The organism is Pseudomonas sp. 22526 (assembly GCF_052044735.1).
Lineage (GTDB): Bacteria > Pseudomonadota > Gammaproteobacteria > Pseudomonadales > Pseudomonadaceae > Aquipseudomonas > Aquipseudomonas piscium.
This window is the reverse complement of sequence record NZ_JBQENK010000022.1, coordinates 25,903-47,722: the sequence shown is the minus strand read 5'-3', so window position 1 is coordinate 47,722 and position 21,820 is coordinate 25,903. Positions and strand designations below refer to the sequence as shown.

At 66.2% G+C, this 21,820-nt stretch carries 20 protein-coding genes; 15 read left to right on the top strand and 5 right to left on the bottom strand.

What is annotated here, in order from left to right:
- Positions 1-101: 101 nt before the first annotated feature.
- Positions 102-881: a TSUP family transporter gene (locus ACTJKT_RS26430; RefSeq protein WP_009044159.1), complete on the top strand. Its 780-nt coding sequence runs from the start codon at positions 102-104 to the stop codon at positions 879-881.
- 75 nt (positions 882-956) lie between these two features.
- Here ACTJKT_RS26430 and nudC read toward each other — a convergent pair whose 3' ends face one another.
- From nudC to ACTJKT_RS26415, 3 genes are all read right to left on the bottom strand, one after another.
- Positions 957-1,787, bottom strand: a complete 831-nt coding sequence (nudC, locus tag ACTJKT_RS26425) for an NAD(+) diphosphatase (RefSeq protein ID WP_440789151.1) — start codon at positions 1,785-1,787, stop codon at positions 957-959.
- Between the two features lie 6 nt (positions 1,788-1,793).
- The gene (locus ACTJKT_RS26420) at positions 1,794-2,606 is read right to left on the bottom strand and encodes a crotonase/enoyl-CoA hydratase family protein (RefSeq protein WP_025808673.1); all 813 of its coding nucleotides are present in this window, start codon (positions 2,604-2,606) and stop codon (positions 1,794-1,796) included.
- Positions 2,607-2,879: 273 nt separating this feature from the next.
- Entirely contained in the window at positions 2,880-3,662 is a 783-nt protein-coding gene (locus ACTJKT_RS26415) for a class I SAM-dependent methyltransferase (RefSeq protein ID WP_440789150.1), read from the bottom strand.
- A gap of 145 nt (positions 3,663-3,807) precedes the next feature.
- Between ACTJKT_RS26415 and ACTJKT_RS26410 the strand changes: the two genes are divergently transcribed.
- Positions 3,808-4,044, top strand: a complete 237-nt coding sequence (locus tag ACTJKT_RS26410; RefSeq protein WP_440789149.1) for a hypothetical protein — start codon at positions 3,808-3,810, stop codon at positions 4,042-4,044.
- Positions 4,045-4,147: 103 nt separating this feature from the next.
- Positions 4,148-4,810 (top strand): bifunctional nicotinamidase/pyrazinamidase, encoded by a 663-nt coding sequence (gene pncA, locus ACTJKT_RS26405; protein ID WP_025808671.1) that lies wholly within the window; start codon positions 4,148-4,150, stop codon positions 4,808-4,810.
- A 66-nt stretch (positions 4,811-4,876) separates the two neighbouring features.
- On the opposite strand, the gene ACTJKT_RS26400 is transcribed toward pncA, so the two are convergent.
- Positions 4,877-6,178, bottom strand: coding sequence for an ATP-binding protein (locus ACTJKT_RS26400; RefSeq protein WP_440789148.1), 1,302 nt, complete (start codon positions 6,176-6,178; stop codon positions 4,877-4,879).
- Positions 6,179-6,182: 4 nt separating this feature from the next.
- Positions 6,183-6,884 (bottom strand): response regulator transcription factor, encoded by a 702-nt coding sequence (locus tag ACTJKT_RS26395; RefSeq protein WP_007926528.1) that lies wholly within the window; start codon positions 6,882-6,884, stop codon positions 6,183-6,185.
- 280 nt (positions 6,885-7,164) lie between these two features.
- Between ACTJKT_RS26395 and ACTJKT_RS26390 the strand changes: the two genes are divergently transcribed.
- The 12 genes from ACTJKT_RS26390 (at position 7,165) to ACTJKT_RS26335 (ending at position 21,789) form a co-directional block, all read left to right on the top strand.
- A complete protein-coding gene (locus ACTJKT_RS26390) occupies positions 7,165-8,322 on the top strand; it encodes an efflux RND transporter periplasmic adaptor subunit (RefSeq protein ID WP_440789147.1) in 1,158 nt (385 codons plus the stop codon).
- A 12-nt stretch (positions 8,323-8,334) separates the two neighbouring features.
- Positions 8,335-11,451: an efflux RND transporter permease subunit gene (locus ACTJKT_RS26385; RefSeq protein ID WP_440789146.1), complete on the top strand. Its 3,117-nt coding sequence runs from the start codon at positions 8,335-8,337 to the stop codon at positions 11,449-11,451.
- 164 nt (positions 11,452-11,615) lie between these two features.
- Positions 11,616-12,257 carry a DUF1345 domain-containing protein gene (locus ACTJKT_RS26380; protein ID WP_440789145.1) on the top strand — a complete coding sequence of 214 codons (642 nt, stop codon included), beginning with the start codon at positions 11,616-11,618 and terminating at the stop codon, positions 12,255-12,257.
- Positions 12,258-12,332: 75 nt separating this feature from the next.
- Complete coding sequence (locus ACTJKT_RS26375) at positions 12,333-13,172, top strand: AraC family ligand binding domain-containing protein (RefSeq protein WP_440789144.1); 840 nt, start codon at positions 12,333-12,335, stop codon at positions 13,170-13,172.
- Between the two features lie 52 nt (positions 13,173-13,224).
- Entirely contained in the window at positions 13,225-13,839 is a 615-nt protein-coding gene (locus ACTJKT_RS26370) for a LysE family translocator (protein ID WP_440789143.1), read from the top strand.
- Positions 13,840-14,113: 274 nt separating this feature from the next.
- Positions 14,114-15,058, top strand: a complete 945-nt coding sequence (locus ACTJKT_RS26365; RefSeq protein WP_210691233.1) for a choline ABC transporter substrate-binding protein — start codon at positions 14,114-14,116, stop codon at positions 15,056-15,058.
- 83 nt (positions 15,059-15,141) lie between these two features.
- Positions 15,142-16,068: an alpha/beta hydrolase gene (locus tag ACTJKT_RS26360; RefSeq protein WP_440789142.1), complete on the top strand. Its 927-nt coding sequence runs from the start codon at positions 15,142-15,144 to the stop codon at positions 16,066-16,068.
- 284 nt (positions 16,069-16,352) lie between these two features.
- Entirely contained in the window at positions 16,353-17,381 is a 1,029-nt protein-coding gene (locus ACTJKT_RS26355; RefSeq protein WP_440789141.1) for a LacI family DNA-binding transcriptional regulator, read from the top strand.
- A gap of 270 nt (positions 17,382-17,651) precedes the next feature.
- Entirely contained in the window at positions 17,652-18,434 is a 783-nt protein-coding gene (locus ACTJKT_RS26350) for a sugar phosphate isomerase/epimerase family protein (RefSeq protein ID WP_440789140.1), read from the top strand.
- Positions 18,427-19,431 carry a sugar kinase gene (locus ACTJKT_RS26345; RefSeq protein WP_440789139.1) on the top strand — a complete coding sequence of 335 codons (1,005 nt, stop codon included), beginning with the start codon at positions 18,427-18,429 and terminating at the stop codon, positions 19,429-19,431. Before ACTJKT_RS26350 ends, ACTJKT_RS26345 begins: the two co-directional genes overlap by 8 nt.
- Positions 19,432-19,481: 50 nt before the next feature.
- The gene (locus ACTJKT_RS26340; RefSeq protein ID WP_440789138.1) at positions 19,482-20,777 is read left to right on the top strand and encodes an MFS transporter; all 1,296 of its coding nucleotides are present in this window, start codon (positions 19,482-19,484) and stop codon (positions 20,775-20,777) included.
- Positions 20,778-20,796: 19 nt separating this feature from the next.
- Positions 20,797-21,789 carry a 2-hydroxyacid dehydrogenase gene (locus tag ACTJKT_RS26335; RefSeq protein WP_440789137.1) on the top strand — a complete coding sequence of 331 codons (993 nt, stop codon included), beginning with the start codon at positions 20,797-20,799 and terminating at the stop codon, positions 21,787-21,789.
- Positions 21,790-21,820 lie beyond the last annotated feature (31 nt).

Below are 21,820 nucleotides of genomic sequence, written 5' to 3'. Positions count from 1 at the left end.
CGCTCCTACAGAATTGGGACGGTCGCGGGCGTGAAAGGTTATGGGTAAGATACCGACCTTTCGCGCAGCTCTTCTGCGCCCCGCCGAAATAAGTCGATCCCATGCCTTTCGAACTCAGCGTAGATTTGACCACCCTCGCCATTCTTGCCCTCGTCGCCTTCATTGCCGGCTTTATCGATGCCATTGCCGGCGGCGGCGGCCTGCTCACCACGCCCGCGCTGCTCACCGCCGGCCTGCCGCCGCACCTGGTGCTGGGCACCAACAAGCTGAGTTCGACCTTTGGCTCGGCCACCGCCAGCTTCACCTTCTACCGGCGCAAGCTGTTCCACCCGCGGCAATGGACCCACGCCATAGTCGGCACCCTGGTGGGCGCGCTGACCGGCGCGGTGGTGGCCCATTACCTGCCGGCCGAATGGCTGAACAAGATGCTGCCGGTGATCGTCTTCGCCTGCGGCGTTTACCTGCTATTCGGTGGCACGCCAAAAGCCCCCCTGGACAGCGAAGCGCCGATCAAGAAAAAGTGGCAATCGACCCAGGGCTTCAGCCTAGGTTTCTACGACGGCGTGGCCGGCCCCGGCACTGGCGCCTTCTGGACCGTCAGCAGCCTGCTGCTCTACCCCATCGACCTGGTCAAGGCCAGTGGCGTGGCGCGCAGCATGAACTTCGTCAGCAACGCCGCGGCACTGTCGATCTTCATCTTCTCGGGCCAGGTGGATTGGGCCATTGGCCTGAGCATGGGCCTGTCGTTGATGGTCGGCGCCTTCTTCGGCGCCCGCACCGCCATCAGCGGCGGCGCGAAATTCATTCGCCCGGTGTTCATCACCGTGGTCCTGGGCCTGACCGTGCGCCTGGCCTGGCAGCACTGGTTCAGCGCCGTCTGAGCCGCTGAAACGACAGCGGGCGAACCCAGTGGATTCGCCCGCGCTATTTTCTTCCAGCTTCCTTCCAGCCGGTGCTCAACCCGGCAATACAGGCTCTGCCAACCCCAGGCGCCGGGCCACATACAGATCGATCAGGTAACGGGCAATCGAGCGCGACGCCGGCAGCGGCGGCAACGCATGCACGTTGAACCACTGCGCATCCTCGATCTCGTCCTCCTGCGGCACTATCTCGCCTCCAGCGTACTCGGCATGAAAACCCAGCATCATCGAATGCGGGAACGGCCAGCACTGGCTGCCGATGTACTGGATATTCTTGACCTCGATCTGCACCTCTTCGCGCACCTCGCGCACCAGGCAGTCCTCGGCCGACTCGCCCGGCTCGGCGAACCCGGCCAGGGTGCTGTAGACCCCGGGGACGAAACGCGGCGACCGCGCCAGCAGCACCTCGTCACCACGGGTGATCAGCACGATCATGCTCGGCGAAATCCGCGGGTAGCTGCGCAGGTCGCAGGGCTCGCAGTACATCGCCCGCTCGCGCACCACCTGGGTCATGGGCTGGCCGCAGTTGCCGCAGAAACGATGCTCGCGAGCCCAGGTGCCGATCTGCGCGGCATAGCCCAGGACCTTGTACAGGGTGTGGTCGCCGTCGAGCATGAACGCCCGCAGGCCTTTCCAGTTGCAGCCCGGCACCTCGGAAACGCTCTTGAGTTCCAGCAGGTACACCGGCTCGCCATCCAGGTGGCCGATGCCGTGCTCGGCAAGGATCGGCAGGTCCTGGCGCTTGAGCCATTCGCGGGGGAACAGCGCGCCGTTGTCGTCGAACAGAAAGCCCTGCGGGCCGTGGGCCACGGCCCAGCCGCCGGGAAGGTCGATATCCAGTACTGCGGTGGTCCAGCGTGAAGTCATGTTCAATCAGTCCAGAAATTCAGGTTTCTGTTTGCTCATATGGGCGGCCATGGCCACGCGCAGGTCGGTGGATTGCAGCATGGCGGCGTTCCAGGTAGCGATGTATTCCAGGCCGTCGTCGATGCGATGGTCGCGCATGTAGCTGATCATTTCCTTGGTGCCGCTGACGGCGATCGGCGACTTGCTGGCGATTTCCCGGGCAATGCCCATCACGCCGTCGAGCAGGCTTTCGCTGTCGGCGTAGGTGCGATTGACCAGGCCGATGCTGCGCGCTTCCTCGGCGCCGAAGGTGCGTCCAGTGTAAGCCAGTTCGCGCAGCATGCCGTCACCGATGATACGCGGCAAACGTTGCAAAGTGCCGACATCGGCGGCCATGCCGATATCGATTTCCTTGATCGAGAATTGCGCGTCCGCGGCGGCGTAGCGCATGTCGCAGGCGGCGATCAGGTCGATGGCGCCGCCCAGACAGTAACCCTGGATCGCCGCCAGCACCGGCTTGCGGCAGTTGTCGACGGCATTGAAGGACGCCTGCAGCTGCAGGATCTTGCGCCGCAGCAGGCGCGCGTTGCGCCCGACGTCCTTGCCCAGTTCGTTGGCCACGCCGGCCAGCATCATCAGGTCGATGCCGGAGGAAAAGTGCTTGCCGGCACCACTGAGCACCACCACGCGGACCGCGTCGGTGTCGTCGATCCAGCGGAAGATCTCGATGATCTCGCTCCAGAACGCGGCGTTCATCGAGTTGATCTTTTCCGGACGGTTGATCTGCACATGGGCGATGTTGTCAGCAAGTTCGACGCGAAAGGCTTGATATTCGGACATGGCAGCATTCCTTACCGGGCAAAAAAATGAGGCCCGAACTATAGCAAGGGCCCGTGCCGCGCAGTAAGGCAGCGCATCGGCCAAAACCGGGACTGGCAGGCAACACAGCGGCCCCTTGTAGGAGCGAGCTTGCTCGCGATAGAGCGCGTAGCGCTCGCCTTGAAAATCACCCGTTCTATCCATGAGTACGCGCAGGTTGGGAATTGAGCGCTTTGCGCTCATCGCGAGCAAGCTCGCTCCTACAGGAAGATTGCGGGCTGGGGGATTGCGGGATCACGGGATTTTGTGGGCCCAGAACGCCGCGGTTTCGTAAGGCACGCTGACCACGCATTTGTCCCGCAGCTCCGGCTCCGCGGCGATCAAGTCGGCGATCTGCCAGTCGACCTGCGCCCGCTCTGCATCCGGCAAGGCGGCAATGAAACTGGTGGAGCGCACCCGGTCGAAAATCACGTTCTCCGGCGCGCCGCTGTGGCTGTTGCTGAAGTGTTGTTCCTGCAAGGGCGTGAACCGCGGGTGGGGAAAGGCCTGGCGCCAGGCCCCGGTGTAATAGCGCGGCGTGTCGCCTTGCAGGGCGTTGACGATCCGGTCCAGGCGCTGCACCCAGGGCACCCGCGCATCGCGCAGGTTCCACACCAGGCCCAGGCGGCCGCCCGGCTTGAGCACCCGGGCGATTTCGCTCAACGCCTCATGGCTGGCGAACCAGTGAAAGGCCTGGGCGCAGAGCACGGCGTCCACCGACTCATCGGCCAGCGGAATAGCGGTGGCGGTGCCGCTCAGGGCTTCGGCCCGGGGCTGGCTGGCGGCGAGCTTGGCGAGCATTTGCGCCACCGGCTCCACGGCAATCACCCGCGCCCCGGTGGCCAACAGGCGCCCGGTGAACTTGCCGGTGCCGGCGCCGAGATCGACCACCACCTGGCCCGCCTGCAAGCCCAGGCGGGTGCGCAGCCACTGGTCCAGCGCCGGCGGGTAGTCCGGGCGGCCACGCACGTAGGTGTCGGCCGCACCCTTGTAGCCGTCGGCGGCAGCGTGATGGATCGAAGGTTGCGGGTCTTTCATCGGTCGCCTCCAGGTCATTGGCCAATGCTGCCCAGCATAGCCCCGCCGAGGCGACTGACGGCATGAAAAATCTGTCAGTTTGGGCTGCGCGGCCAGGGCGACGGACCTTTAATGGGGGGACCGCTATCCGAATGGAGACTGCGCGATGAACATCCGTCCCCTCGCCTTCGGCGCCCCGCTGCTGCTCGCTGGCGGCCTGCTGACAACCTTGCTGGCGGCCGCCGCCAACTGCCCGGACGGCCAGGTCTGGGACAGCAAGAACCAGCGCTGCGTCAGCCAGCGCACCACCCGGCTGCCGGACGCCGAGCGCGCCGGCTACGCCGATGGCCTGGCCCAACAGGGACGCTACGAAGAGCTCATTGCCGCTGGCCGCAAGACCTGACGTCAGGTGGTGCCCATGCCCTGACCGGCGGAGCGGTGCCCTGGACGGGGCGCGCTATGCTCTCGGAGAATGGACTGATCGTTCAACCTCAGGGAGCTTGCACATGCCTACGACCAAAACCTCCAGCAGCCGTCGCTCACGCAAGGCGCTGCTGGTCATCGACGTACAGAACGACTTCATCCCCGGCGGCGCGCTGGCGGTGCCGGAGGGCGACCAGATCGTGCCCTTGATCAATCGCCTGGGCGGCCACTTCAAGCAGGTGGTGATCGCCCAGGACTGGCACCCGGCCGGGCATATTTCGTTCGCCTCCAGCCACGAAGGCCACGCGCCGAACGACATCATCCAGCTGCCCTATGGCCCGCAGGTGCTGTGGCCGGACCATTGCGTGCAGGCCAGCCGTGGCGCCGAACTGCACCCGAAACTCAACCTGCCCCACGCCCAGCTGATCCTGCGCAAGGGCTGCAATCCGGATATCGACAGTTATTCGGCCTTCGTCGAGGCGGACCGCACCACCACGACCGGCCTGGCCGGCTACCTGAGCCAGCGCGGCATCGATACGGTGTACCTGGTGGGGCTGGCCCTGGACTACTGCGTGGCCTGGTCGGCGCTGGATGCGCGGGCAGCGGGCTTCAATACCTTCGTGATAGTCGACGCCTGCCGGGCCATCAATATGGACGGCTCGCTGGACAAGGCCACCCGGCAGATGCGCGCGGCGGGCGTGAACCTGATCAAGGCCAGCGAGCTGCAGCCGACCGCGCTGTGCTGATTCAACACCTTCTATAAAGGCACTTGCCGAGCACTCCCAGATAGTCGCGGGAATGCCCGGCATGGCTCAGGCCGGCGTCGGCAGCCACAGGCGGAAACGTGCGCCGCCCAGCGGCGAGGCCTCGACGGTCAGGGTCCCGCCCTGGGCTTCCAGGGCCCGACGACTGATCGCCAGGCCGAGGCCGAAGCCGCCGGTGGCGCGATCGCGGCTGCGGTCCAGGCGGTAGAACGGCTCGAACACCCGCTCGCGCTCGTCGTCGGGAATGCCGATGCCATCGTCGTCGACCCAGATTTCACAGCCGCTGTCGCTGACATGCACCCCGACCTGGATGCGCTTTTCGCAATAACGCGTGGCGTTGCGCAGCAGGTTCTGGATCGCCCGGGCGGTCAGCCGCGGGTCGAGGGTGAAACGCTCCAGGCTGCCGTGCAGCAACACATCGATGACGATGTCCGGGGATTCCAGCTCGTCGTCGACGCTGCCAAGGATGCTGTCGATGAACTCGTCCAGCGACACCTCGACCTGCTCCGGCAACTGCGCCGGGATCTGCAACCGGCTGTAGGACAGCAGTTCGAGCACCAGCTCGTCCAGCTCGCGAATGTGCGCCACCAGCCCTTGCAGGCGTTCGCGGCTGGTGGCCGGCAGGTCGTCGGAGAGCGCCAGGGCCAGGCCGAAGTCGAGCCGGGTCAAGGGCGTGCGCAGCTCGTGGGACACCGCGTTGAGCAGGTCGCGTTGCTGGTTCAGCAGGTTTTCGATGTCGCCGGCCATGGTGTCGAAGACATTGGCCAGGCTGCCGATGTTGGAACTGGAGGGGATCTGCGTGCGCTCGCTCAAATGGCCCTTGCCGAAGCGCTCGGCGGCGTGTTTCAGGCGCTCCAGGTCGCGCCAGTGCGGCCGCAGCCAGAGCAGCAGGCAGGCGAGCATGGTCGCGCCGATCAGCACGTTGATGCTCCAGTACAGCAGGCTGACGTCGATCGGGTCCGGCGGCACCACCATCTGCACCGCCATCTGCTCGTTCAGCGGCGCCACCGCGAGGGTGCGCCAGCCCCAGTCGCCGACCCGCACCACGTTCTCGCCGCGCTGCAGGCGTTCGCGCTCGTACAGGGTGAATTCGTCATCGTCGTTGCGCGTCAGCACTATGTGCAGCGGCTGGAACTCCTGGTCCATCTCCGCGGCCAGGGCCGGCCACTGCTGCGCGGGCACGCTGTGAAACTGTTTGACGATCAGGGTTTGCAGGCCGCGGGAGTAATCCAGGTTGTAGGTCAGGAACCGCTCGTGGAAGGCCCTCACCACCAGCTCGGGGGCCAGGTAGATCGCCGCGCTGTAGGAGACGATGGTCACCAGGTACAGGCGGATCAGGATTTTCAGCATCGATTCAGCATTCCCATTCGGAACGGCTGAACAGGTAGCCCTTGCCCCACACGGTCTTGATCTTGCGCGCCTCGCCGGCGTGGTCGTCGAACTTGCGCCGCAGCTTGGAGATCGCCACATCCACCGAGCGGTCGGTGCCGTTGAACTCGATGCCCCGCAGGCGTTGCAGGATCTGGTCGCGGCTCAGCACCTCACCGGCATGCCGGGCCAGCACCACCAGCAGGTTGTATTCGCCGCTGGACAGCTCCACCAGTTGGTCGCGCCAGCTCACGGTGCGCTCCGACAGGTCGATGCACAGGTTGCCCATGAGGATCCGGTCGCTGGCGGTCTGCGGCTCGCCGAGGCTGCTGCGGCGCAACAGGGTGCGCACCCGCGCCAACAGCACGCGCGGCTCGCAAGGCTTTGTCACATAATCGTCGGCGCCCATTTCCAGACCCAGCACCTGATCATGGCTATCATCACGGGCGGTCAGCATCAGGATCGGCAGCGACGCCGAGTCGGCCCGCAGCAGGCGGCAGACCTGCAGGCCGTCCAGGCCGGGCAGCATCAGGTCAAGAATCACCAGGTCCGGCGGATTGACCCGCGCCCGTTCACGCACCTGGTCGCCGCGGCTGATGACATTGACCTGATAGCCGTTGCGCTCCAGGTAACTGGCGATCAGTTCGGAAAGCGCGGGGTCGTCTTCGACCAGAAGGATGTTGGGCATGGGGAGTCCAGGAAATGCAGTGGTGACCGATGATTCTTTCATCGCGAGCAAGCTCGCTCCTACAGAGGAGCAACCTGCAAAACTGTAGGAGCGAGCTTGCTCGCGATCGAGCGCAACGCGCTCATCAGACAGCGGTGACTAAGTTAAGGTCGTAAAGGATATACAACCTCGCGCGAACCCGAGCATTCACTTCACACTTTTTCACACAGCACCTACATAGCTTCACAGCGGTTCTTGCAGCATGCCCTTAGCATGCCGCAGTCATCATTGGGGTATCAGCATGTCGAAAAACCTGTTTGCGCCGTTCTGCCTGTTGTTGCTGGCAGCTGCGCTGAGCGCTTGTGACAAGGCCTCCACCGCCGAAGAACAGGCGCCATTGGCCAAGGTCCGCGTCGAAACCATCGAGACTCGCCCGCTGTCGATCAGCAGCGAACTGAGCGGGCGCATCGCCGCGCCGCGCGTCGCCGAGGTTCGCGCACGGGTGGCCGGGGTGGTGCTGCAACGGACCTTCCGCGAAGGCACCGACGTCAAACAGGGCGATGTGCTGTTCCGTATTGATCCGGCGCCGTTCAAGGCCGACCTCGACAGCGCCCTGGCCAGCCTGCGCAAGGCCGAGGCCAACGCCTTCCAGGCCCGCTTGGAGGAACAGCGCTACGCCCAGTTGATCGACGACAAGGCCATCAGCGCCCAGGCATACGACAACGCCCGGGCCAACGCGCGCCAGACCGCCGCCGAGGTAGCGGCCAACCAGGCCGCCGTGCAGCGCGCCCGGCTGAACCTGGGCTACGCCACCGTCACCGCGCCGATTTCCGGGCGCGTCGGCCGCGCCCTGGTCACCGAGGGCGCGCTGGTGGGCCAGAACGAAACCACGCCGCTGGCGCTGATCCAGCAACTGGACCCGATCCACGCCGACCTGACCCAGTCGACCCGCGAGCTCAACGACCTGCGCCGGGCCTTCCGCGCCGGCCAGTTGCAGCAGGTCGGCCAGGACCAGGCCAAGGCCACGCTGATCCAGGACGACGGCAGCCTCTACCCGCTGCCGGGCAAGCTGCTGTTCGCCGACCTCAGCGTCGACCCGAGCACCGGCCAGATCATCCTGCGCAGCGAGTTCCCCAACCCGGACCTCGACCTGCTGCCCGGCAGCTTCATTCGCGTGCGCCTGGAGCAGGCGGTGAACCGCCAGGGCATCAGCGTGCCGCAGCGCGCCATCCAGCGCGACAGCGCCGGCATCGCCCAGGTGCTGCTGGTGGATGCCGAGCAGCGGGTGGTGCAGCGCCCGGTGCAACTGGGCGCCGCGCAACAGGACCGCTGGATCGTCAGCGAAGGCCTCCAGGCCGGCGACCGTATCGTCGTCGAGGGCCTGCAGCACGCCCGTCCGGGCGAAAAGGTGCAGATCGACGACAGCCCTCTTCCCCTTGCCCAGACCACTGGACACTAGGTAGGAACCCTCATGCCGCAATTCTTTATCGACCGTCCGGTGTTCGCCTGGGTGGTCGCCCTGTTTATCCTGCTGGCCGGCGCCCTCTCCATCCCGCAGTTGCCGGTGGCGCAGTACCCCGACGTCGCCCCGCCGAGCATCGAGATCTACGCCGTGTACCCGGGCGCCTCGGCGCAGACCGTGGACGAAAGCGTGGTCAGCCTGATCGAGGAAGAGCTCAACGGCGCCGACCACCTGCTGTACTTCTCGTCCCAGAGCAGCCTGGGCAGCGCCACCATCACCGCCACCTTCCAGCCGGGCACCAACCCGGAAATGGCCCAGGTCGACGTGCAGAACCGCCTCAAGGTGGTGGAGCCGCGCCTGCCGCAAGCGGTGACCCAGCAAGGCCTGCAGGTGGAAAAGGTCTCGGCCGGCTTCCTGCTGCTGATCACCCTCACCTCCAACGACGGCCAGCTCGACGACGTGGCGCTCAGCGACTACCTGGCGCGCAACGTGATGAACGAGATCCGCCGCCTGGACGGGGTCGGCAAGGCCCAGCTGTACGGCGCCGAGCGGGCCATGCGGGTGTGGATCGATCCGCAGAAGCTGATCGGTTTCAACCTGACCCCGGCCGACGTCAACGCGGCGATCGTCGCGCAGAACGCCCAGGTCTCGGCCGGCAGCATCGGCGACCTGCCGGGCAGCTCGACCCAGGAAATCACCGCCACGGTGCTGGTCAAGGGCCAGCTGTCGACCCCGGAAGAGTTCGCCGACATTGTCCTGCGGGCCAACCCGGACGGCTCCACCGTGCGCGTCGGCGACGTCGCCCGGGTGGAAGTCGGCAGCCAGGAATACCAGTTCTCCACCCGCCTCAACGGCAAGCCTTCCACCGCGGTCGGCGTGCAGCTGTCGCCGGGGGCCAACGCCCTGAACACCGCGACCCTGATCCGGGCGAAGATGGACGAGCTGGCGCGCTACTTCCCGGCCGGCGTGGAATACAAGATCCCCTACGACACCTCGCCCTTCGTCAAGGTCTCGATCACCAAGGTGGTCTACACCCTGGGCGAAGCCATGCTGCTGGTGTTCGCGGTGATGTTCCTGTTCCTGCAGAACATTCGCTACACCCTGATCCCGACCCTGGTGGTGCCGGTGGCGCTGATGGGCACCTTCGCCACCATGCTCGCGCTGGGCTTCTCGATCAACGTGCTGACCATGTTCGGCATGGTCCTGGCCATCGGCATCTTGGTGGACGATGCCATTGTGGTGGTGGAGAACGTCGAGCGGATCATGGCCAGCGAGGGCCTGTCGCCCCGGGACGCGACGCGCAAGGCGATGCAGCAGATCACCGGCGCCATCGTCGGCATCACCCTGGTGCTGGTGGCGGTGTTCCTGCCGATGGCCTTCATGCCGGGTTCGGTGGGCGTCATCTACCAGCAGTTCTCGCTGTCGATGGCCACCTCGATCCTGTTCTCGGCCTTCCTCGCCCTGACCCTGACCCCGGCCCTGTGCGCCACCCTGCTCAAGCCGATCGCCAAGGGCGAGCACCATGAAAAGAGCGGCTTCTTCGGCTGGTTCAACCGGCGCTTCGAAAACCTCAGCGACGGCTACCAGCGCTGGGTCGCCTATGCGCTGAAACGCTGCGGACGCTACCTGCTGGTGTACGGCGTGCTGCTGGTGGGCCTGGGGCTGCTGTTCAGCCGCCTGCCCTCTTCGTTCCTGCCGGTGGAAGACCAGGGCTACACCATCACCGACATCCAGCTGCCACCGGGGGCGAGCAAGAACCGCACGATCCAGGTGGTGGAGCAGATCGAGGTGCACAACGCCAGCGAGCCCGGGGTCGGCGACAGCACGGTGATTCTCGGCTTCAGCTTCTCCGGCAGTGGGCAGAACGCCGCGCTGACCTTCACCACCCTCAAGGACTGGTCGCAGCGCGGCGGCGACGATTCGGCGCAATCCATCGCCGACCGGGCCAATGCCGCCTTCAGTGAAATCAAGGACGCGGTGTCCTACGCCGTGCTGCCACCGCCGGTGGACGGCCTGGGCACCTCCAGCGGCTTCGAGTTCCGTCTGCAGGACCGCGGCGGCCTCGGCCATGCCGCGCTGATGCAGGCCCGCACCGAGCTGCTGGCCGCCGCGGAAAAGAGCCCGATCCTGGTCAACGTGCGCGAAAGCGCCCTGGCCGAGGCGCCGCAGGTGCACCTGGAAGTCGACCGCAAGCAGGCCAATGCCCTGGGCGTGTCCTTTGCCGACATCGGCAATGTGCTGTCCACCGCGGTCGGTTCCAGCTACATCAACGACTTCCCCAACCAGGGGCGGATGCAGCGGGTGGTGGTCCAGGCCGAGGGCGACCGGCGCAGCCAGGTGGAAGACCTGCTGAAGATCCATGTGCGCAACAACCTCGGCAAGATGGTGCCGCTGTCGGCCTTCGCCCAGGCGCGCTGGACCCAGGGCCCGACCCAGCTGACCCGCTACAACGGCTACCCGGCCGTGAGCATTTCCGGCGAGCCGAGCGCGGGCCACAGCACCGGCGAGGCCATGGCGGAAATCGAGCGCCTGGTCAGCCAGCTGCCGGCCGGCCTGGGCCAGGAATGGACCGGCCTGTCGCTGCAGGAACGCCTGTCCGGCAGTCAGGCGCCGCTGCTCCTGGGGTTGTCGCTGCTGATCGTGTTCCTGTGCCTGGCGGCGCTGTACGAGAGCTGGTCGATTCCGACCTCGGTGCTGCTGGTGGTGCCCCTGGGCGTGCTCGGCGCGGTGCTGGCGGTGACCCTGCGCGGCATGCCCAACGACGTGTTCTTCAAGGTCGGGCTGATCACCATCATCGGCCTGTCGGCGAAAAACGCGATCCTGATCATCGAGTTCGCCAAGAGCCTGTACGACGAAGGCCACGACCTGGTGGACGCCACCGTGCAGGCCGCGCGCCTGCGCCTGCGGCCGATCGTCATGACTTCCCTGGCGTTCATCCTCGGCGTGGTGCCCCTGGCCATCGCCAGCGGCGCCAGCTCGGCCAGCCAGCAGGCCATCGGCACCGGGGTGATCGGCGGCATGATCACCGCGACCCTGGCAGTGGTGTTCGTGCCGGTGTTCTTCGTGGTGGTGATGCGGCTGGTCAGGCGCCGCCAGCACAAGGAAGGAATGAACACCGTTTTGTAGGAGCGAAGCTTGCTCGCGATAGCCGCGTAGCGGCGATGCATCCGTCACATCGCNCGAGCAAGCTTCGCTCCTACAGAAGACCTATGTAGCCACGGGGGCTCCCTCCTCTGCGGCCACAGGGCCGGCATGCTAAGGTTTGCGCAAATCCGCCACAGCGAGCCGTCATGTCGCTTCTTGTACGTACCCACCCTCGCCTGACCCTCGGCGCCCTGATCGGCCTGGCGGTGGGCATCCTGGCACCGGCCGACCTGCTGATCAGCAAGATTCTCATCGGCTGGAACGCCGGGGTCTGGAGCTACCTGGCGCTGATGTGCTGGCTCACCGCGCGCTCCAAGGCCGACGATGTGAAACGCATCGCCGAGGTCGAGGACGAAAACGCTGGGCTGGTGTTGTTCATGGTCTGCATCGCGGCCATCGCCAGCCTCGCCGCCATCACCGTCTCGCTGGCCGGCAGCAAGGACCTGGAAACCGGCCGGCGCCTGCTGCACTACGCTTTCACCGGCCTGACGGTACTGGGTTCCTGGCTGCTGATCGGGGTGATCTTCAGCGTGCACTACGCCCGCCTCTACTACACCTGGGGCGGCAAGGAACCGGCCCTGCGTTTCGCCGAAGGCCTGACCACCCCCAATTACTGGGACTTCCTGTACTTCTCCTTCACCATCGGCGTGGCGGTGCAGACCTCCGACGTCGGTGTCGCCACCCGTGAACTGCGCAAGATCGTCCTGGCCCAGTCGCTGATCGGTTTCCTGTTCAACACCGCGATCCTCGGGTTTTCCATCAACATCGCCGCCGGGCTGTTCGGTTGATGCCGCACAAATGTTCTAGATCTGCCCCGGCCGGCGGGCGTTAACTGGCGTTCCCGCCCTTGTCACGGATATTCCATGAACGCGCACAACTGGATCGACCTGGCCCAGGATGCCGACACCGGCATCGAAACCCTGCGCGCCCATTTCACCGGGCATGCCTACGATCCCCACTGGCATGACCGCTACCTGGTGGGCGTGACCGAAGAAGGCGTGCAGCAATTCCACTGCCGGCGCGAGCGCTTTCACAGCACCCCGGGCAAGGTGTTTTTGCTCGAACCCGGGGAAATCCACGACGGCGATGCCCCCACTGAGGGCGGCTTCACCTACCGCACGCTGTACCTCGACCCGCAGTGGCTGGAGCCTGAACTGAGCGCGCTGTTCGAAGAGGCGCCGGCCGACAGCCAGCTGGGTTTCGGCAGCATCCTGGCCAGCGACCAGCGCCTGGCCCAGGCCACCAGCAATGCCTTCCACAGCCTGCACCACGGCGAGCTGCGCATCGTCCGCCAGAGCGCCATGGACCAGTTGCTCGACCAGCTCACCGGCCACCTGCACTGGCGCAAGCGCTACCGCGAAGATCCACGCCTGCCCCTGGTGGCCCGCAAGGCCCGCGACTACCTGCATGCCCATGCCCAGCAGGACATCAGCCTGGACGAGCTGGGCGCGGTCTGCGGCGTCGACCGCTTCCGCCTGACCCGTGCCTTCAAGGCCGCCTATGGCCTGCCGCCCCATGCCTATCTGGTGCAATTGCGCCTGGCCAAGGCCCGGCGCCTGCTGGCCCGCGGCGAACAGCCGGCCGAGGTGGCCATGGCCCTGGGGTTTGCCGACCAGAGCCATATGGGCCGCTGGTTCGTCCGCGCCTACGGCCTGACCCCGGCGGCCTATCGCAAGCGCTGCTCAAACCTTCCAGACGCCTGAACCGGCACCGGCGAAGATCGCTTCCCTCGATCTTCACCGGAGCCTGCCCGCCATGTTGTCTTCCCTGCCCAGCCTGCTGCCCTTCCTGCTGTTTGCCTTCGTCGCCTCCATCACCCCGGGGCCGACCAATATCCTGGTGCTGAGCAACAGCGCCCGCTACGGTTTCAAGGCCGCGCTGCCGATCGTGCTCGGCGCCTGCGTGGCCGCCGCCGGCATCGTCATGCTGGTGGGCAGCGGCCTCGGCCGCACGCTGATGGAGGTGCCCGGGCTGCCGAGCGCCATGCGCTGGGCCGGGGTGATCTGGCTGAGCTACCTGGCCTGGCAGATCTTCCGCGCCCCGGCGCCATTCCTCGATCCACAAGCGGACACCAGCCACAGGCGCCTGGGCCTGCTCGGCGCCGCCAGCCTGCAACTGGTCAACCCGAAAACCTGGATGATGGCCCTGGCCGTGGTCAGCGTGTTCGCCGGCAACGGCAGCGAACGCCAGGGCCAGGTGCTGTACCTGTCGCTGGTGTTTTTCCTGGTGTCCCTGCCTTGCCTGGGCACCTGGGCGCTGCTCGGCGCCGGCTCCGCCAGGCTGCTGCGTTCGCCGCGGGCCATGCAGCGTTTCAACCAGGGCATGGCGCTGTTGCTGCTGGCCTCGGCCTGGGCGAGCCTGTGGGCCTGAACTGAGTCGCCCCAGTGCAAGAGGCGGTCGCCTCAGGGCGCTTTCATAGCGGCCAGGGTTACCTAAAGTGGTGCAGGGGTCTGTACGAAAAGTCGGCGAGCGATGGCCAGGCAAGGCAAAAACAGGCGAGGAAGCGGAGTTTAGGGGCCTAAATGAGCATTCCGAGCCTGTTTTTAACGCAGCATGGCCGAGCGCAGCCACTTTTCGTACAGACCCCCACGGCGCAACAAGACGCCGCCCCTGACAATAACGACCTGCCGGACGAGACCCTGTGATGAAAACCCTGTTCAAGCCTTGTCTCCCACTTCTCTGTGGCGCCCTGCTGCTCAGCGCCAATGCCTGGGCCAGCGAGCCCGCTTCCTGCAAGACCGTGCGCATGGGCGTGGTCAACTGGACCGATGTCATCGCCACCAGTGGCATGGCCGACGTGCTGCTGACCGGCCTGGGCTACGACAGCAAGCAGACCAGCGCCGTGCAGCAGATCATCTTCGCCGGCATCCGCGACAAGCGCCTGGACATCTTCCTCGGCTACTGGAAACCGGCGATGGACAAGAACATCGCGCCGTTCCTTGAGGCCGGGCAGGTCAAGGTCCTGGATCAACCGAGCCTGGCCGACGCCCAGGCCACCCTCGCCGTGCCCGACTATGTCGCCGCCGCGGGGCTGAAGACCTTTGCCGACATCGCCCGCTTCAAGGAGCAACTGGGCGGCAAGATCTATGGCATCGAGCCCGGCAGCGGCGCCAACACCACCATCAAGACCATGATCGACACTGACCGTTTCGGCCTCAAGGGCTTCAAGCTGGTGGAGTCCGGCGAGGCCGGCATGCTGGCGGCGGTGCAACGGGCGATCAACCGCAAGGAGTTCGTGGTCTTCGTCGGCTGGACCCCGCACCCGATGAACATCAATATGCGGATCGCCTACCTGACTGGCAGCGAAGACGTCTACGGGCCCAACGAAGGCGCGGCCAGCGTATCCACCGTCACCGCGCCGGACTACGCCGAGCGCTGCCCCAACGTCCAGCGCCTGCTGCAAAACCTGACCTTCACCGCGGCCCAGGAAAGCCAGCTGATGGTGCCGATCATGGAGCGCAAGACGCCCCAGGACGTGGCGCGGCAATGGCTGCGCGAGCACCCCGAAGACCTGCAACGCTGGCTGGCCGGGGTCAGCAGCTTCGACGGCAAGGATGGCGTGGCCGCCGTGCAGGCCAGCTTGAAATAGCCATATCGCAAGCCAGCCTCGCCACTGTAGGAGCGAGGCTTGCCCGCGATAGCGCCCTCCCCGACAACGGATATCCCCCGCCCATGCGCCACTACCCGCTCTCCCCCCAACTCGCCGCCTTCGTCGCCAAGACGGAGAGTTTCACCAGCCCCGACAGCAGCTTCAAGGGCTGGCGCGACAGCTACAACCGCATGTGCCGCGCATTCACTCCGCCCCATCCCGACGGCCTGCAAGTCAGCGACCTACAACTGGCCGGGGTCCCGGTGCGCGCCTATTGCCCCGCCAGCTCGATGCCCGTAGACGGCTGGCCCTGCCTGCTGTACCTGCACGGAGGCGGCTGGGTGGTGGGCGACCTGGATTCCCACGACTTCATCACCGCCTACCTGGCGGCGCAGTTGCAGGTGCTGGTGATTGCCGTGGATTACCACCTGGCGCCCGAACACCCGTTCCCCGCCGCCTTCGACGATTGCCTGGCGGTCTGGCGCGCCTTGCAGGCCGGCGCCAGCCCCTTTGCCCTGGATCCCCGACAGCAGCTGGTGATCGGCGACAGCGCCGGCGGCAACCTCGCCGCGGCCCTGTGCCTGGCCCTGCGCGATGCCGGCGAGCCCTTGCCCGCCGCCCAGGTGCTGCTGTACCCCGGCCTCGGTGGCGCCGCCGACCTGCCCTCGCGCAGCCAGTGCGCCGACGCGCCCCTGCTCGGCAGCAACGACCTGGACGCCTACCAGGCCCTGTACCTGCCCGGCCCGCCCCAGCGCTCGCCCTACGCCCGGCCCTTGCTGGCCACCGACTTCAGCGACCTACCTGCGGCCTTTATCGCCCTGGCGCAGTTCGACCCGCTGCGCGACGACGGCGAGCTGTATCACCAGCGGCTGCTGGCCGCCGGCGGCCACAGCCAGCTGTACCCGGGCCTCGGCCTGGTGCATGGCTGTCTGCGGGCCCGGGGCCTGGCGCCGGAGGTGGATGCGCTGTATGGCGCCTTGCTCGATTACCTGCGTGCGAGCCTGGAATAGCCGTTATTCAGCAAGACCGCGTGGCCCTTATCGNGCATGACTTCCCCCCGTAGGAGCGAGGCTTGCCCGCGATCACCTGCAACGCAGGTGCCAGACGCCTCCTCTGCCAAAGAAGACCGCCAGCGATCGGCCCCATGACATTTTTTTCATCCCACTGACGCTGATCGCGCTTGACGGCGAAAGCGCTTTGCTGTTTCCTGAAACCGGTTTCAGCGATGCGGCAGAACGTCGCACCTGAAACCGGATACGCCCATAACAAGAACGCCAATGACAGGTCGCCGCCCGTGAACAGTTTTTCCGCCGCCCAGCGCAGCCGCGTCACCATGCTCGATGTCGCCGAACGTGCCGGGGTCTCCAAGGCCAGCGTGTCGCGCTTTATCGGCGAAGACCGCGCCCTGCTCTCCGATGCCATCGCCCAGCGCATCGAACAGGCGATAGCCGAACTGGGCTACCGCCCGAACCAGATGGCCCGCGGCCTGAAACGCGGGCGCACGCGCCTGATCGGCATGCTGGTGGCCGATATCCGCAACCCCTATTCGATTGCCGTGATGCATGGCGTGGAAACCGCCTGCCGCCAGCACGGCTACAGCCTAGTGGTGTGCAACACCGACCGCGACGACGAGCAGGAGCGCCAGCACTTGGCCAACCTGCGCTCGTACAACATCGAAGGCCTGATCGTGAACACCCTCGGCCATCATCTGGACGAACTGCGCGAACTGCATCGGGAAATGCCCATGGTCCTGGTGGACCGCAAGGTCGAGCAGTTGCACAGCGACCTGGTCGGCCTGGACAACCCGCAAGCCGTGCGCAGCGCCATCGAACACCTGCAAGAGCGCGGCTATCGCGACCTGCTGCTGGTCAGCGAACCCTATGACGGCACCAGCTCGCGGCTCGAACGCAGCAACAGTTTCAAGGCGCAGATCGAGCAGCGCCCGACCTTGCAAGGCGCGGTGGTGGAAACCGGCGCCACGCTACACCGGCAGCTGCAACAGTTCCTTGCCGCCCCCGGCCCCGGGCCGAAAGCCCTGTTCTGCGCCAACGGCGTCGCCGCCCTGGCCGCGACCCGAGCCTTGCGCGAGCTGGGCTGCCCACTGTTCGACGAAATCGGCCTGATCGCCCTCGACGACCTCGACTGGTATCCGCTGGTGGGCAGCGGCATCACCGCCCTCGCCCAGCCTACCGAGCGCATCGGCGCCAGCGCCTTCGAGTGCCTGCTCAAGCGCTTGCGCGGCGATGTCGAGCCGCTGCGGGTGCTGGACTTCCCGGCCGAGCTGATCGTCCGCGGCTCCACCCGGCAACGAGGGGCCCTGTAACCACTGATCGAGTCGGGAATCGCGGTGCCGGTGTAGCCGCTGCCGAGCCAGCGAGGCTGCGATCGGCAACGCAGTTGCCGCAAAACCTGACACCTCGCAGGAACGGGGGAAACACGGTGCCTGCCTGGCGAGTCCTTCGGCCTCGATCGCAGCCTCGCTGCGCTCGGCAGCGGCTACAAGGGATCGCGCAGGCATGAAGATAGGGAAACGAGCTTCTTTTTGGGGGCTTTTTTTTGAGAAGAAATGAAACCGGTTTCAGAGGCCATGACCATGAATAAATCGCCTGTCTCCATCAGCCTTTCCAGCTACGGCGCCGAGCGCGTCCGTGAGCAGGGCCAGGGCAGTTTCATCGAAGTGCTGGCCGCCGCTGGCGCGTCGCGCATCGAGTGGCGCGAAGAGCTGCTGACCGTCGAAGACCCGTCCCAGCTGGCCCAGGCCACCCGCGAGCGACAACTGGAAAGCGTGTTTTCTTCGCCGCTGGAACTCTGGGTGGCCGGGCGTTCCCGGGCCAACCCGCTGCTGGAGCAGGCGCTGCAACGGGCCGAAGCCTTCGGCGCGAAAAGCCTCAAGGTGTCCCTGGGGTATTTCACCGAGCACAACGACCTGCCCCAGCTGGCCCTGCTGCTGGCGCAGTCCCCGGTGCAACTGCTGGTGGAAAACGACCAGACCCTGCACGGCGGGCGCATCGAACCCTTCCAGCGCTTCTTCGCCGAGGTCGAGCGCCACCGCCTGCCGGTGCAGATGACCTTCGACATCGGCAACTGGCAATGGCAGGACCAGTCCGCCTCCACCGCCGCGCGCCTGCTCGGCCGCTATGTCGGCTACGTGCACTGCAAGGCCGTGGCCCGGCGCGCCGACGGCAAGCTGGTGGCGATACCGCCGGGCATGGCCGACCTGCATCTGTGGGAACAATTGCTGCGACACATGACTCAAGGGGTTACCCGGGCCGTGGAATACCCGCTGCAAGGCGAAGACCTGGTGCAGCTGACCCGCGAACATGTCGCCACCCTCGCCCGCCTTGGCCAGTCCCGCCTGGAGCACGCCCATGTCTGAGCTCGATATCCTGTCGTTCGGTGAAACCATGGCGATGTTCGTCGCCGAACAGAGCGGCGACCTGGCCCAGGTCGGCCACTTCCACAAACGCATCGCCGGCGCCGACAGCAACGTGGCCATCGGCCTGTCGCGCCTGGGCTTCAAGGTCGGCTGGCTGAGCCGGGTCGGCGCCGACTCCCTGGGGCGCTTCGTCGTCGACAGCCTGCAGGCCGAAGGCGTGGACTGCCGCTTCGTCGCCACCGACCCGCGCTATCCCACCGGTTTCCAGCTCAAGTCCCTGGAAGAGCACGGCGACGATCCGCGGGTGGAGTACTTCCGCCGCGGTTCGGCGGCCAGCCACCTGAGCGTCGCCGACATCGCCCCCGAGCTGCTGCGCGCCCGTCACCTGCACGCCACCGGCATTCCCCCGGCGCTGTCGACCTCGGCCCGGGACCTGTCCCACAGCCTGATGAGCAAGATGCGCGCGGCCGGCCGCAGTGTGTCCTTCGACCCGAACCTGCGGCCCAGCCTGTGGGGCAGCGAAAAGCTGATGATCCACGAGATCAACCGCCTGGCCGTGCTCGCCCATTGGGTGCTGCCGGGCCTGAGCGAAGGCCGCCTGCTGACCGGTTATGAAGACCCGGCCGACATCGCCGCGTTTTACCTGGACCAGGGCGTCGAGGCCGTGGCGATCAAGCTCGGTGCCCATGGCGCCTACTACCGCACCCAGTTGCACGAAGGTTTCGTCGAGGCCGTGCCGGTGACCCAGGTGGTCGACACCGTGGGGGCCGGCGATGGCTTTGCCGTCGGCCTGATCAGCGCCCTGCTGGAAAACCACAGCGTCGCCGAGGCGGTGCAGCGCGCCAACTGGATCGGCAGCCGCGCGGTGCAGAGCCGGGGCGATATGGAGGGCCTGCCGACTCGCGATGAATTGCCCGTGGCCGCTGCGCGGNGCGTCGCCCCCTGTAGGAGCGAGCTTGCTCGCGATCGGCCCTTGAACACCCCATACAACCACTGAACCAACGCGTTACCTGTTGCGACAAAAACAACAAGCTCAGGAGCACCCTTATGCAAACGCTGAAACTCGCCACCCGCCGCTGGTGGTACATCATGCCCATCGTGTTCATCACCTACAGCCTGGCGTACCTGGACCGCGCCAACTACGGGTTCGCCGCCGCCTCCGGGATGGCCGCCGACCTGATGATCACCCCGGGGCTGTCGTCCCTGCTCGGCGCCTTGTTCTTCCTCGGTTACTTTTTCTTCCAGGTACCGGGGGCTATCTACGCGCAAAAACACAGTGTGAAGAAGCTGATCTTCGTCAGCCTGATCCTCTGGGGCGGCCTGGCCACCCTCACCGGCGTGGTGTCCAACGCCTACATGCTGATCGCCATCCGCTTCATGCTCGGGGTGGTCGAGGCCGCGGTGATGCCGGCGATGCTGGTCTACCTGTGCCACTGGTTCACCCGGGCCGAACGCTCGCGGGCCAACACCTTCCTGATCCTCGGCAACCCGGTGACCATGCTCTGGATGTCGGTGGTCTCGGGGTACCTGGTGGAGCATTTCAGCTGGCGCTGGATGTTCATCATCGAAGGCCTGCCGGCGGTGCTCTGGGCCTTTATCTGGTGGCGCCTGGCCGATGACCGCCCAAGCGCGGCGAAATGGCTCAGCGACCAGGAAAAACACGACCTGGAAAGCGCCCTGGCCGCCGAACAGGTGGGCATCAAGGCGGTGAAGAACTACGCCGAGGCCTTCCGCTCGCCCAAGGTGATCATCCTCGCCCTGCAGTTCTTCTGCTGGAGCATCGGCGTCTACGGTTTCGTGCTGTGGCTACCGTCGATCCTCAAGCACGGCGCGCAGATGGACATGGTCGAGGCCGGCTGGCTGTCGGCGCTGCCCTACCTGGCCGCGGTGATCGCCATGCTCGGGGTGTCCTGGGGTTCGGACCGGATCCAGAAGCGCAAGCGTTTCGTCTGGCCGCCGCTGCTGATCGCCTCCTTCGCCTTCTACGGCTCCTACCTGCTGGGCGCCGAGCACTTCTGGTGGTCCTATACCCTGCTGGTGATCGCCGGCGCCTGCATGTACGCGCCTTACGGACCGTTCTTCGCCATCGTCCCGGAGATCCTCCCGGCCAACGTCGCCGGCGGCGCCATGGCGCTGATCAACAGCATGGGCGCCCTGGGCTCGTTCGGCGGCTCCTACCTGGTGGGCTACCTGAACAGCGCCACCGGTTCGCCGGGTGCTTCCTACCTGCTGATGAGCGGCGCCCTGCTGCTGTCGGTGCTGCTGACCATATTCCTCAACCCGGGCGCCAGCGACCGCAGTCGCACCGCACTGCCGGTACCTCGCCGCCTGGCGCATTCCTGAATCGAACAAGGTGAACCCCATGAAAAAACAGGTCGTGCTGTACAAGAAACTCTCGCCGCCCCTGATGGCCCGCCTGCATGAGCAGGCCCAGGTGACCCTGATCGAAGACCTCAGCGCCCAGGGCCTGGCCAAGCTGCGCGGCGCCCTGCCCGCCGCCCAGGGCCTGCTCGGCGCCAGCCTGCGCCTGGATGCCGAACTGCTGGACCTGGCGCCGCAGCTGGAAGCCGTGGCCAGCGTGTCGGTGGGCGTCGACAACTACGACATCGACTACCTGACCCAACGCGACATCCTGCTCAGCAACACCCCGGACGTGCTCACCGAAACCACCGCCGACACCGGTTTCACCCTGATCCTGGCCAGCGCCCGGCGCGTGGTGGAGCTGGCCAACCTGGTGCGCGCCGGCCAGTGGAACCGCAATATCGGCCCGCTGCATTTCGGCAGCGACGTGCACGGCAAGACCCTGGGCATCATCGGCATGGGGCGGATCGGCGAAGCCCTGGCCCAGCGCGGTCATTTCGGCTTCGGCATGCCGGTGCTCTACCACAGCAACAGCCCGAAGCCGGCGGTGGAGCAGCGTTTCGGCGCGCGCTACTGCAGCCTGCCGGAGCTGCTGCAACAGGCTGACTTCATCTGCCTGACCCTGCCGCTGACGGACCAGACCCTGGGCCTGATCGGCCGCGAAGAGTTCGCCCTGATGCGCCCGGAGAGCATCTTCATCAATATTTCCCGGGGCAAGGTGGTGGACGAACAGGCGCTGATCGAGGCTTTACAGCAGCGGCGGATCCGCGCGGCCGGTCTGGATGTGTTCGAGCGCGAGCCCCTGGGCCACGACTCGCCGCTGTTGCAGCTGAACAACGTGGTGGCCACCCCGCATATCGGCTCGGCGACCTTCGAGACCCGCGAGGCCATGGCCCGCTGCGCGGTCGACAACCTGCTGGCGGCCCTGGCCGGACAACGCCCGGCCAACCTGGTCAATCCCCAAGCCTGGGAACGCCGCAAGGCTGCGGTCTGAGCCCTGCATTCGCCGGGCCTGACACAACCCT